We start from the raw sequence: 13192 nt of genomic DNA on the forward strand, positions 1-13192 counted from the left end.
TCCGGTTGCGCCGGTCGATCGTCTTGCTGGAATGTTGTGGCAATACGCTCATCTCATCCCCGGATTTCATGCATGCCGACGGCACGGCGCGAGATCCGTCGGAACGGCTGTCCCGACGTCGCTCTTCTGTTCAGTCGACGCGAGGCTACAGCTTGCCGTCCGCCGCCAGCTTCATGAAGCTCGGATCGAACCGCAGCTTCACGTTCTTGGTGTCGCCGAGCGTCTTGCCGCCGGCGAAAGTAATGCCGATCGTGTCGACGGACTTCGCGCTCGGACCGAACAGGCCGTGTGCGAAGCTGAACTGCCGGACCCGGTCGGTCACGGTGATCAGGTCCGGGTTTTCCGCATAGGCGACCGCGTCCTGCGCCTTCGCGTACAGGTGCGTCGTTTTGAGCTGTTCGTCGAAACTCGCCTCGGTCGTGCCCGCGGCCTTGGCCATGGTCGCCCGCGCGGCGCGGCCTGCGGCGTCGTCGCGGGTCATGATCGCCATCGTCTCGTACCAGATGCCGGCCAGCGCCTTGCCGAGGTTCGGATTGGCCTTCAGCGTCGCGGTGCTGACGTTGAGCGTGTCGAGGATCTCGTTGGGAATCTTCGAGCTGTCGAACACCTGCGTCGCGCCCGGCGTCGCGCGGATCGTCGACAGCTGCGGGTTCCAGGTCACGACCGCGTTCACGGTAGGCGAGGCGAACGCCCCGACGATGTCGGCGTCGCCGGTGTTCACAGTCTTCACGTCGGCGAGCTTCATGCCGCTCAGTTCCAGCCCGCGCGCGAGCAGGAAATGCGACACGGACAGTTCGACGAGCTTGACCGAGCGCCCCTTGATGTCGGCCATCGTTCGGCCGTTCTTGAGCACCACGCCGTCATTGCCGTCGGAATAGTCGCCGATCAGCAACACGGTGGTGTCCTTGCCGCCGGCCGCCGGAATCGTCAGGGCATCCATCGTCGTGCAGACCACACCATCGAGCTTGCCTGCGGCGTACTGGTTTACGGACTCGACATAGTCGTTGACCTGCACCAGCCGGATATCGATGCCGTATTTGTCGGCCCATTTCTTCACGATCCCGGACTGTTGCGCATACGCCCATGGCAGCCACCCGGTGTAGATCGACCAGCCGATCGTGAAGTCCTTCTTCACGACGCCTGCGCCGGTCGCGGACCCCGACGGCTTGCTGCCGCAACCGCCCAGCGACAGCAGCACGACGACAGCTGCAACGCTATTCAGCCAAGGTCGAAACACCATCAAGCACACCCCTTAGCCACCCGATGATACCAGTGCGCCACCATCTCCCGTATGATCGGGAACAGACGCGGCGGACGAAGGCATCATCCTTGGAACAAGGTTGCCGTGCCGGGGATCATCAATGAAGAGGTAAAATACTGATGAAAGGCATAGGCTGTATCTATGCCCTGCGTTGCGCCCGGTGGCGCCGGGTGACTTCGTCGAGGAACAACTGGGTTGCAGTGTCGCGCGACGGATCGGCCCGCGCGAGCAGGAATATGTCGTAGGCGGGTTCGGCATCGGCGTGCAGCAGCGGCCACAACCGGCCCTTGGCGACGGCATCCGCAGCGGCGAGCACCGGCAGGAAGCCGATGCCGACGCCCAGGGTAATCAGCCGGGCGGCCTCGTTGATGTCCTCCGCATGCCCGGTTGCCTTGGTGCCGAGACGATAACGACGGCGCAGGCGCGTGATCGTGTCGAGTTCGTCGTCGCCGGTTAGGACGAACCCCTCGTCCTTCAGTTCTCCCAGCCGGTCGACGCGGTGTCCGAAAAGGGGGTGGCTGCGCGCGCAATAGAGTTGCTGGCGTTCGACGAACAGCGGTTCGTAGACCAGGCTGCTTCGCGGGTTGCTGTCGTAGCCGACGCCGATCTCGGCATCGCCCTGCTCCAGCGCGTTGAGGACCGCGCGCCAAGGCGAGACGCGGATCTCGATGTGGATGTTGGGGTTGCGGCGGTGGAAGCTGACGATCGCCTCGTCGAATTCGGTCGAGGCCACCGCTGAAATCAACTGGATGCGGACGATGCCCTCGACGCGCTTGGTGGCCTGCGCGACCTGATGCGGGACCATCCTCGCTGCTTCGAGCATCTCCTCGCACAGTCCAAGAAGCGCGGTGCCGGCTGGCGTCATCTCGACACCTGAAGACGATCGCTTGAGCAGCTCGACGCCGACCTGATCCTCCAGCCGTTTCAGCGCTGCGCTGATGCTCGGTTGCTGCTTGTTCAATTTGCGCGCGGCGGCGCCGATGCCACCCGCCCGAACGATTTCGACGAAGGTGCGCAACAGGTTCCAGTCTACCCGGCTCGCAAAGGTCTTGTCAGGCAGGATCGCGTTGTCGTCCAAACACTCGGCTCCCGGATTGTCCGGGGGCACCTTTAGCTGCGTGTCGTTCTTGCGCAACGCGTGCGGAATGCGTCGCTGGCGTTGCGAAGCCGCTAAGCGCCCAGCAGGCGCTTCCGGAACAGCCTCCTGATCCGACGATCCTCGAGAACGCGCCCCACGGCATAAAGCGCGGCAAAAATGCCCGCAAAGACATACCCCGGTGTCGGTGACGGCTTCTTGTCGTCCTCGTCCTTCTTGCTCTTCTTCTTGGGCGGATCGGGCTCCGGAGCGCCCAACGCCTTGTCGATCGGGTTCAACACAACCGGCGGCTTCTTGACCTCGGGCTTCTTGCCCTTGGCCTCGGTCCTCGCCTTCTCGAACTTGCCGAGAACGATCGTGGCTTGCGCGAAGGCGAGAAACAGCAGCGGCGCGAGGAAGCAGAACAGCAAGGCTCGGCTGGCCAGACGGTATCGTAACACTAGACTGGTCGCTCCGTGTTCGACGCGCAGGGTGCCGCGATCGAAAACGGCCATCTTGTCCTGCGCAGCCTGGCCTTCCTTTTGGAACGACAGCGTGTCGCCTGCTCGTTCGCGGGTTGTCCCGGTCTGGCGGAACAGAGGGTCGAGCCGTTCGAAGGCGTCGTCGACGGACTGTCCCGGCGCGAGGGGAAGGCTGCCCTCGACGTGCCAGATCCCGTCGATAAAGCGTCGATACACCGAATATCCCAGAGCCGCGCGTGGGGTGGTCGCGTCGAACCCCGTGGCCTGGCCTGCGGTCGAAGCGGCTCCGGTCATTCTGCCGGTACCATCGGCGCCGACGCCATATTGCCGCTCGACCGCCGCCCGAACCGTTCCCTGATCGACTTCCACCCTTCCGTGAAGGTGTAGGTCATCGTCTCGCGGACCGACATGGGGCGGCCGCCCTCCATCCCGAGCAGTTCGGCTTCGCCATCGACGCAGGTCCCGAACACGCGATCGATGATCACCCAGGTGTTGGAATAATTGCTCCGGCTTGCCTCATAGTCCTGCGAATGATGCACGCTGTGATGCTCGGTCGTGTTGAACAGGAAACGCCACCAGCGCGGCGAGTTGAAGCGGACGTTGATGTGCTGGTAAGTGCCGACGGCAAGGCCGAAGGACCCGGCGAGCAGGGCAGCCCGTGGCACGAAGTCGAAGAACCCGCCAACGCCGAGACCGATCAGGAACAGCTCGACCGGATTGCCCACCGCGCCCTTGTTGATGTTAAGCTGGGTAATATAGTGATGCGGCGCATGTGCCAGCCATAGCAGATGCCAGTTATGCATCCCGCGGTGCATCCAGTATTGCCCGAAGTCGAACACGAGCGAGATCATCAACGCTTGCACCAGTAGCGGCAGGCCGGTGAACCAAGCGAACTTTTCCCAGTCGAACGAATGCTGGATCGCCTCGATCATCGCACCGTCGCCGATATAGCCGTCGATCATGCGCAAGACGGTGTAACCAAGGCCGACATAGAACAGGTCGGTGGTCAGTTCCTTCCAGGTCAGTCGCCAGCTGTCGTGTCGCGGTGCCAGCCATTCGAGGCCCAGCAGCAACACTTTGAAGCCGATACCGATGCCGATCGCGGTCGATGCCTTGGCAATGGAATTGGGTGCGTAGAACCAGAACGCTATCAGCGCGAACAGCATCGTCGGCTGGAACCAGGTGAAGAAGAACTGCTTCGCAGGGCCGCCCTGTACTTTGGGGATATTCTCCCAGCCCACGATGACGGGTGCCTGTGCCCCGATCACTCTATTGCCGACACGAACTCCGCTCATACTAACCCCGCGATGCCAAGCTTCTACGAGTAAGATGCCTGAAAAGGGGGGACGGCGTCATACGTCATCGAACGTATGTCGCTCCATTTTGTGGAAGCGAAAAGGGAGCGAGGGTTGCTCCCGGATCGCTCACTGGTGAATAGCGGAAAGCGAGTTGTCGATTAAGGCACGGGGCTATGTACGCAGACGTCGTTCGTATGGTTAGGTTGGGGCCTGAACGTATGCTGTTTGGTGGAAAGCGGCCCGTCCGCTTTTGGGTAGCGAATACGGTAAACTGCCGTTCGTTCACCTGGCGGGCAGGGGGCGCTGTATCGCCTAATCAAGTGGCAGGCGGAATGGCTGCTTTAGGAGGCTTGGTTGCCATAAACGGCCCTTTGTTCAATGATCACAGGCGAGCATCTTACCGATGCCGGCCTTGGACGGTGATGATTACCACGCGCGAGGTCCGCCTACCTTCTGACGTGACCCCCGTTTTTTCCTCCAGTTGAAGCTAGAGTCCGACCTCGGATGAGGGTCCCCCGGTTTCTCATCCAATCTGAAAGTGAGTTTCCGGCGTTCATTCGGCCGCTTTGATGGCCGCGGCAGCAGCATATTCGACCGGCGTCATCCAGCCAAGCGATGTGTGAGGGCGGCTCTCGTTATAGTCCCGTCGCCAGGCCTCGATCTTGGTTCGAGCGTCCGCGATGGACAGGAACCAATGTGCGTTCAGGCACTCGTCACGAAGGCGACCGTTGAACGACTCTACGAACGCATTGTCGGTTGGTTTGCCCGGTCGGCTGAAGTCCAGCGTGACGCCGTTCTCGTACGCCCAGCGGTCGAGCGCCTTCGAGATGAACTCTGGCCCATTGTCCACGCGAATGGTCTTGGGCGCGCCGCGGATCGATGAGATCCGTGTCATCGCCTCGACCACCTGCTCGCCCTTGATCCCCTGGTCGACGTCGATCGCCAGCGCTTCGCGGGTAAAGGCGTCGACGACCGTCAGCGCCCGTAATCGCCGGCCGTCGAACAGGGCATCGGAGACAAAATCCATCGACCACATCTCGTTCGCGGCCAGTGCCGCAGGTTGCCGCTCGCGGTTGGCAGCGCTGACGTTGCGCCTTGGCTTCTTGAGCCGAAGGCTCAGTCCATCATTCCGATATAGCCGATAGACGCGTTTATGGTTCACGACCCATCCTTCCCGGCGCAGCAGGATGTAGATCCGGAAATAGCCATAGCGCGTCCGCGTTGCCGCCAGATCACGGATGCGCATCACCAGCGGTGTCTGGTCCGGCTTGTGCGAGATGTAGCGCACCGACGACCGCTCGACGCCCAGCGCCGAGCAGCTGCGCCGCTCACTCACGGCATGGGACGCCTGGACGTACGCGACGAGCTCGCGTCGTCGTCCAGGCGTCAGAGCTTTTTTGAAAGGACGTCCTGCAGGATGTGCTTGTCCAGACTGAGGTCCGCAACCAACTGTTTCAGCTGCCGGTTCTCGTCCTCAAGCTGCTTCAGGCGCCTCAGCTCGCCGACGCCGAGACCGCCGTACACCTTCTTCCAACGGTAGAACGTCTGCTCCGAAATCCCCATCCGCCTGATGACTTCGGCCACCGGCGTACCGGTTTCTGCCTGCTTCAACGCGAAGGCAATCTGCTCGTCTGTGTACCTAGATTTCTTCATTTCCAGCTCCTTGCCCGAAGGCTTCTCAAGGCCGAAAAACTCTCGCTCAAAATGGACTAAAAACAGGGGGGACGTCAACCACCTCCGCCTCCGGGCCATCCTTGCCGTCTAGATAGATCGTAACACTTCGAGCGTCGACAGGATTTCTGCTACTTCACCGTGGACGGCGCTGCTCGGCGCCTGTAGCGGCGATCTGCAGGGGCTGCGTGATGCCGCGCGGCTGTCACTCGGCTATGATGCGGGACTGCGCGTTAGCGAGCTCGTAGCGGTCACCATCGCGCACATCGGTCCGCATAGCGATGGCTCGGCTCTCCTGTTTATTCCATCGTCCAAGACCGATCAGGAAGGGCAGGGGGCCTGGGGCTGGCTGTCAGCCGACACGATGCGCCGGTCGGCGCCTGGCGGGTAGCGAGTGCCATCACCGAGGGGCCGGTCTTCCGCCGCGTCGGAGTCGATCGTCGCCGTTTGCGCGCCGCGATCCCGCCGATGGCGTGCGAGGCGATCCCACGGCACACGCGGCACTGGCAAGAGAAGTTCAAGGGCAAGAAGGCGGAACCGGCCCGGACGGTTACACCGTCGAGATGGCCTCGCTTAGTCGTCAGGGCGTTAACGGGATCTACCGGCGCGTGGCATTGAGTGCCTTCGATCAGGGGCTGGTTGACATGCCAATTGCCAAGGTCGAGGGCGCCGCGCGGGCGCTGTCGGGTCACTCGCCTGCGCGTCGGGCTTACGCAGGACTTGTTCGCGGCCGGCGAGGACGGCGTCGGCATTGCACAGGCACTGCGATGGTCTTCACCATCGACGGCGCTGCGCTACGGGCGGAACTTGCGGCGCGGAGCAACGTCGCCGCTCGCGTTCTTTCCAAGATTCGAAGCTGACTCCTTTCGGAGACGCCTTGATCGCATATCGACGACAGTGATCCAGATACCCCGCGTCGTGGCCGCCGATGAACGACACTAACTCCATAACTAGTTCCGCGCGTTGATCGCCTTTGGGCGATCGGCATCGAGAACGTCGGCCCAGGCATGACTCGTGCCATCCAACTGGCGCGTCCCGAGCACAACGCCGCGGTCTTCGCGCCAACCTCGTGCTCGTGCAGCACCCGAATGATCCGATCCTCGGCATATCAGCCGCGCCACACTCTCCGCGATTGGACGAGCAAACTTGCCGATCGTTACCCTCGACGCACTTCGTTATTTGTTATATAACTAGTACATTAGGCTTGACATGGCATCGCTGCTTATAGATTGACGTCGAATGGAGTCGCCCAATTTAGAAAGAGGTCACGACCAAGACCGCCCCTGCCGCTCAAGGAATAGTAATTAAACTGGGTGGCGACTAACTACAGGTGCTGCATGCAATTAGATATGAATCGGTAGGGAACGCATCGCTTGAGTTGCGTCGTACGCCAATTCTGTCGTTCGAACCAAGCGCGTGAGTAGCTACCTGTCTTTCGTAGAACAATAATTGTGCCACCAGAAAGGCGGCTCAAACAGGAGCAGGATTATGTCACGCGTACTTTCGCGCGCACTTTGTCGCGCCGCTTCGCTTTCCACCGGCTTGATAGGCGTCATCGTCTTACCCGCTCCCGCCTTAGCGCAGCAAGCGCCCGTCGGTGAACCCGAGGGGCAGCGTGAACCGGCGGTTCCGATTGCCGGCAATGCAGCGGGAGCAACCGTCGAGCCTTCCGAGGCGCCGTTGGCAGTAGCATCCGACGTTGAAGACGACGCTGCCAAGTACCGGCGCTTTGACGCACTTGCCGAACCGGGCCTAACCACCAGTGTCCCTGGCTCCGCTGACTCGTTGCTGCGCGATGCGGGTGGTATTCGCAGCATGCTCGCCGACCATGACATCGGGATTCAAGCGCGTCTAAGCATGGTCGGTCTGTACAACCCGCTGGACACGGGGCAGCCTTATGCGCCGCAACGGTATAACGGCCAGCGTCCAACGCTGCAGTATCAGGCGACCAATATCGTCACCACGATCGGCCTCGACAAGTTCGGGCTCGCCAATTCGAAGCTCATCTTGGGCTATAATTCACAGATCACCACGTTCCGGCCTAATGGCCAGAATACGGTCGGTTTTAGAAACATCGCCTTCTATCAGAGTTTTGCTCAAAATAAGATCGAGCTGAAGGTCGGTATCATGCCGAACTACTATGAGTGGGTCGGCTTTTTCGTCGGTGGAAGCCCCGTTCTGGCTTCGGGCCTCACCGGCCTGATCCCGATCCAGGCCGGCCTGAGCGCCGATCCCGCCGCCACGCCAGCCGTGAACCTGACGTTCCACGCCAAACGAGGTGGATATCTGAAACTGGGCGTTCAGCGGAGCACTGCTCCCGCCGGGACGCCATATGAACTCGATCACAACGGGCCGAATGTTGCCTTCAAAATGAAGGACGCAGGACCGCTGTATATCGGTGAAGTCGGCGTCAAGCGACCCGCATCGAAAGATGGCAAACAGATTTGGGTACGCGCCGGTGCGTTGTACAACGACTCGAACTATAAGCGATTCGACGGGCAGGGTACGGCGGCTAACAAGACTGTCTACGGCGCAGCGGATTTTCAGCTAACCCAGCCGGACCGGGCGCAGCCGTCGCATGGCGTCTACGCCGGTGCGAGCGTGTTCTGGGCGCCTAGCAACGTCAACAGCATGACCCAGTTCTACGAAGGGCGCGTTTATCACCTCGGACCGTTCGCGTCGCGCCCGCTCGACTCTGTCGCGCTACGGGTCGGCTATACCAAATACTCCGACGATGCTCAGGCTGCGAACGCGGCGCAGGAAATCTACGCCAACGATCATCAGTTTTCGGTAACAGGCAGCTACACCTTCCACGCCACGCACGGTCTCTACCTGACACCGGGCGTCGCCTATATCAAGAACCCGTCATTCATCGGCCGTTTCAAGGACGCGCTTAACCTGTCCGGCACGATCTACCTCCTGCTGTGATCAGGGCGGCAATTGTTATATAGATAGTACATTACTAATTGACATGGCGCCGTCGCATCATACGATGTCGCCTTGTCCGGCCGGGCGGCACACCACTTTCCAGCGGAAGTAGCGCCCGGTTCCGCCAACGACTGCCAGGGTCGGCCGGGAGGTTTGGCGCTGTGTGGCACGCACACTGACCCCCAAGTCCAGATGCAAAAGGCATTGGACACGCAAGGAGAGAGCCGATGTCGATCGCTTTTGCAAGGCGCCGGTCGTCACCCGACGCCAGGACCGTCGCGCAGTGAGCGGCGCAGTCCCCGTCAGCAACGCCGACGAGAGTATCGCGCTCAGCGAACGGTTACGGTCGCAACGCTGGACCAAGCTCCAGATCCTGGTGGTCGTAATTTGCGCGGCGATCAATGCGCTGGACGGGATGGACCTGCTCATCATGTCCTATGTCGCGCCGTCGATGGCGGCGGACTGGAACATCGGCCTTGCGACGCTGGGCGTCGTGTTCAGCGCCGGACTGTTCGGCATGATGATCGGCTGCGTCGCGGTCGCGCCGTTCGCGGACACCTGGGGTCGCCGGCCGATTGTGTTGCTGGCGTTGACGGTCATGACGATCGGGGCAATTGGCTGCGGCTTCGCGCCCAATCTCGTCACCTTTTCGATCCTACGTGCGCTGACCGGCATCGGCATCGGCACGTTGCTGGCCAGCGTCGCGGCACTCGTCAGCGAATATGGGCCTGCGGGGCGTCGCTCGCTTGCCATGGGCATATTTCAGGCGGGGTATCCGATCGGCGCGGTTGGAACCGGGCTTGTCGCGCTCTACACAATTCCGGCCTTCGGTTGGCAGGCAACGCTGATCGGGGCAGGGGTCATCAGTGCGGTGCTGCTGCCGGTCGTCTGGGCATTGTTACCGGAGTCGGTGACGTTCCTGGAGACGCGGCAGCCCACCGGCGCGCTTGCGAAAAGCAATGACCTGCGGCGCCGGATGGGGTGGCCGGAACTGGCTGTGCTTCCGCCGCTAGCCGAAAAGGGCACTTTGCCACGGCCACGTGATCTGCTCGCGCCCGACCTTTGGCGTTCGACCGTCACATTGTGGATGGCAACCTTCCTGAGCTTTGCCGTCCTGTATTTCGTAACCAGTTGGATTCCTAAGCTCGCGGTCGAAAGCGGGCTTAGCCAGTCCAAGGCACTATGGGCGGGCAGCATTTTCAACATGGGAGGCGCGGTTGGTGGTTTGCTGATCGGTTGGCTGGCGATGCGCAACTCAATCGGCCGGTTGATCGCGATCTTCTTCGCGATCTGCGCGGTGTTGATGATGATCTTCGCGCAGAGCCTGCCGCTGACGCTGATCCTGGTCACCGCCTTCGCGCTCGGACTGACGTTGCAGGGCGGGTTTACCGGCTTCTACTCGCTGTCGGCGCAACTCTATCCGGCAAAAATTCGCGGCGCGGGGATCGGCTGGGCGGTCGGGATCGGCCGCGGTGGCGCGATCATCGGCCCGATCGCGGGGGGCGCGCTGCTGGCGGCGAAGCAGCCGCTATGGGTGACGTTCGCCTGTTTCGCGGTGCCGTTGGTGCTCTCCGGCCTGCTTGCCGCAGCAGCAGCCCGGCTCGGCCGCCTCTCCGTATCCGATCGCTGAACCGAAAAGGACTTTGCCATGACGGACATCCCCAATCGTATCGCAAGCGTCGTCCCCGCAAGCGTTCTCCTGGCGCAACCGCGCTCCGACTGGCTTGAGCGCTGGGCCGCCTTCGCCGCCGCCCAGCGCGGCGCGGTGCTGCCGGAGGTGGTGATCGAGCGCGCGAAGCTGGTGCTGCTCGACAGCATCGGCGTGATCGCGGCGGGGATGCAGGAACCCGACGTCGCCACACTCGTCCGTCGGCGTGCCGGCCCTGGCGACGTTCCGCTCATCGGCAGCGGCACTTGCACGTCGCCGGGAGAGGCGGCCTTTTTGGGCGGGCTTGCGGGGACGACGCTCGAGCTCGACGAGGGCAATCAGTTCGCACGCGGGCATCCCGCGATCCATGTCGTCCCGGCGCTGCTAGCGATCGGTGGCGACGCGGCGGGGGCGCAACTGTTGACCGCGCTGGTGCTCGGCTATGAGATCGGCTCGCGCATCGGCATCGCGTCGAAGCTCCGCGTGACGATGCACCCGCATGGCACTTGGGGGACGGTCGGTGCTGCGGTCGCGGCGGCGAGCCTTGCCGGGGCGGACGCAGTCGGCATGGCCAACGCGATCAACCTTTCGGCAGGGCTCGGCATCGCCACCAGCCGGCGGACGATGCTGGAAGGCGCGACCGTGCGGAACAGTTTCGCCGGGTTGTCCAACCAGCTTGGCCTGCTCGCCTGGGACATGGCCTGCGCCGGTATCACCGGCGAGGCCGATGCGGTTGCGACCGTTTTCGGCGGGATCGTCGCCGACGATTTCTCGCCCGACGACATGCTGGCGGATCTTGGTACGCGCTGGGAGATCGCCCGCAACTATTTCAAGATGCATGCCGCCTGCCGCTATACCCATGCTTCGCTCGACGTGCTGCACGCCCTGGTGGACGAAGCCGGCGGCGCGATCCCGCCGGATGCGATCGCCCAGATCGAGGTGGATACCTATGTCTGGGCTGCGCAGCTCGATGCGCCCGAGCCCAAGACGATGCTCGCGGGCAAATTCTCCATCCCGTTCGCGCTCGCGACGACGATCGTGCACGGCGAAGCCACGCCAGCGGCGTTTCGCCAGAGCGCGCTCGACGATCGCGATATTCTCGATCTGGCCGCGCGGGTGACCGTGCGCGAGGATGCGGCGATGACCGCAGCGCTACCCGCGGAGCGCCCGGCCCGTCTTGCAATCCACCTCAAGGATGGCCGCGTGCTGCGCGGGGAAACCCGTGTCAATCGCGGTGATACCGAAGCGCCGTACTCGGTCGACGAGATCCATGCGAAATTTCGACGGCTCGCGCATCCGATCTGGGGTGAGGTTGTCGCGAACGCGATCGAGGCGGCGGTTGCCCGCCTCGACACAACGGCAAGCTGCCGCGCGTTGCTCGACCTGCTCGCGACCCCACCGCTGACACAGGAAGGCGAATGAGCATGCCGGAGATTCTGAACGGAACCGGGGTCGCCTTCGAACTGGCGTTTCCAACTATCGTCATCGGCGCGGGCGCGACCGGGCTGACCGCCGCGCTCGCACTGCGCGACAACGGGGTCGAGGTCCTCGTGCTCGAGCGCGATTCAACGCCGTTGGGGTCCACTGCGATGTCGACCGGTCTCATCCCCGCCGCGGGCACGCCCGAACAGCGCGAGGCGGGGATCGATGACGACCCGGCGCTGTTCGCAGCGGATTTGATGCGCAAGACCAAAGGCGGTACCGACGCGGCGATCGCACTGCGCCTTGCCGAGCAGTCCGCCGACACGATCGCGTGGATGCGCGATGTCCACGGCGTACCGCTCGATCTGGTCGACGGCTTTCTGTACCCTGGGCACAGCGCCCGGCGGATGTACGGCACACCGCGTCGCTCCGGCAGCGAACTAATGGGCGCACTCGAGGCGGCCGCCGAACGTGCAGGCGTGACGCTGCTGACCGACGCGACCGTCGAAGCGCTTCATGCGGATGGAGACCGGGTCACCGGGATCCGTATCCGACGGCCCGATGGCACGGCGGAGGATATCGGCTGCGACGCGCTGATCCTCGCCTGCTCGGGTTTCGGCGGCAATAGCGACATGGTCGAGCGGTTTATCCCGGAAATGGCGGGCGCGGTGTTCTACGGGCATTTCGGCAACAAGGGCGATGCGATCGCTTGGGGCGAAACGCTGGGTGCTGCGATCGGTGACATGCATGGCTATCAGGGGCATGGCGGGCTTGCGGTCGGGCATGGCGTGCCTATCCTCTGGCCGCTCATCATGGAAGGCGGCTTCCAGGTAAACCTGGGCGGTAACCGTTTCTCGAACGAGGCGTCAGGCTATTCGGAACAGGCAGCAAAGGTCAACGCGCAGCCTGGCGGGGTCGCATGGTCGATCTTCGACGCGCGGCTGCATGCGTTGATGCTCCAGTTCGATGACTATCGCGATGCGCTGTCCGCTGGCGCAGTGATCGAAGCGGCGGATCTCGACGCGCTTGCAGACACGGCAGGGCTTCCCCGCGACGCGCTGAAAAAGACTGCCGCGCAGGTGGCGCAGATGGTCGCCGCCGAGGTTGGAGACCCGTTCGGACGCGACTTTACCGGCAAGCCCGTGCTTGCCCCGCCGTATCGTGCTGCGAAAGTCACCGGCGCACTGTTCCACACGCAAGGTGGGTTGGTCGTGGACCAGGACGCGCGCGTGCTGCGCGCGGACGGGACGCCCTTGCCGAACCTGTACGCGGGCGGCGGTGCGGCGCGCGGCGTCTCGGGTGCGGGTGCGGACGGCTATATGGCGGGCAACGGATTGCTCACCGCAACTACCTTTGGGAAACTCGCAGGCCTCGCCGCGGCCGAAGCGATCGGCCGGGCTTGAGCGA

Annotated in this window: 9 protein-coding genes and 1 pseudogene; 5 read left to right on the forward strand and 5 right to left on the reverse strand. The window is 62.9% G+C overall.

The annotated features are described in order from the left end of the window. Nucleotides 1-145 precede the first annotated feature (145 nt). The 5 genes from AC1ME3_RS09385 to AC1ME3_RS09405 form a co-directional block, all read right to left on the reverse strand. Entirely contained in the window at nucleotides 146-1240 is a 1095-nt protein-coding gene (locus tag AC1ME3_RS09385; RefSeq protein WP_480952947.1) for a putative urea ABC transporter substrate-binding protein, read from the reverse strand. Between the two features lie 160 nt (nucleotides 1241-1400). Next, nucleotides 1401-2339, reverse strand: coding sequence for a LysR family transcriptional regulator (locus AC1ME3_RS09390; protein WP_480952948.1), 939 nt, complete (start codon nucleotides 2337-2339; stop codon nucleotides 1401-1403). A gap of 92 nt (nucleotides 2340-2431) precedes the next feature. After that, on the reverse strand, nucleotides 2432-3112 hold the full coding sequence (locus tag AC1ME3_RS09395) for a hypothetical protein (protein WP_480952949.1): 681 nt from the start codon (nucleotides 3110-3112) through the stop codon (nucleotides 2432-2434). Then, on the reverse strand, nucleotides 3109-4113 hold the full coding sequence (locus AC1ME3_RS09400) for a sterol desaturase family protein (protein WP_480952950.1): 1005 nt from the start codon (nucleotides 4111-4113) through the stop codon (nucleotides 3109-3111). Before AC1ME3_RS09400 ends, AC1ME3_RS09395 begins: the two co-directional genes overlap by 4 nt. 556 nt (nucleotides 4114-4669) lie before the next feature. Next, nucleotides 4670-5769, reverse strand: a protein-coding gene (locus tag AC1ME3_RS09405) for an IS3 family transposase (RefSeq protein ID WP_480955804.1) whose coding sequence is annotated in 2 segments (ribosomal slippage) — nucleotides 4670-5517 and nucleotides 5517-5769 — 1101 coding nt in all. Because the reading frame shifts where the segments join, the coding sequence is not laid out codon by codon here. Nucleotides 5770-5932: 163 nt separating this feature from the next. Here AC1ME3_RS09405 and AC1ME3_RS09410 point away from each other — a divergent pair. The 5 genes and pseudogenes from AC1ME3_RS09410 to AC1ME3_RS09430 form a co-directional block, all read left to right on the forward strand. Then, nucleotides 5933-6647 (forward strand): annotated as a pseudogene (locus AC1ME3_RS09410) (site-specific integrase); the annotation flags it as partial. A 628-nt stretch (nucleotides 6648-7275) separates the two neighbouring features. Continuing rightward, the gene (locus tag AC1ME3_RS09415; RefSeq protein WP_480952951.1) at nucleotides 7276-8715 is read left to right on the forward strand and encodes a carbohydrate porin; all 1440 of its coding nucleotides are present in this window, start codon (nucleotides 7276-7278) and stop codon (nucleotides 8713-8715) included. 283 nt (nucleotides 8716-8998) lie between these two features. After that, nucleotides 8999-10345: an MFS transporter gene (locus AC1ME3_RS09420; protein ID WP_480952952.1), complete on the forward strand. Its 1347-nt coding sequence runs from the start codon at nucleotides 8999-9001 to the stop codon at nucleotides 10343-10345. 18 nt (nucleotides 10346-10363) lie between these two features. Then, a complete protein-coding gene (locus AC1ME3_RS09425) occupies nucleotides 10364-11785 on the forward strand; it encodes an MmgE/PrpD family protein (protein ID WP_480952953.1) in 1422 nt (473 codons plus the stop codon). 2 nt (nucleotides 11786-11787) lie between these two features. Further along, nucleotides 11788-13188, forward strand: coding sequence for an FAD-dependent oxidoreductase (locus tag AC1ME3_RS09430; RefSeq protein WP_480952954.1), 1401 nt, complete (start codon nucleotides 11788-11790; stop codon nucleotides 13186-13188). Nucleotides 13189-13192 lie beyond the last annotated feature (4 nt).

The sequence above is a fragment of the Sphingomonas sp. BL2 genome (genome assembly GCF_056680015.1).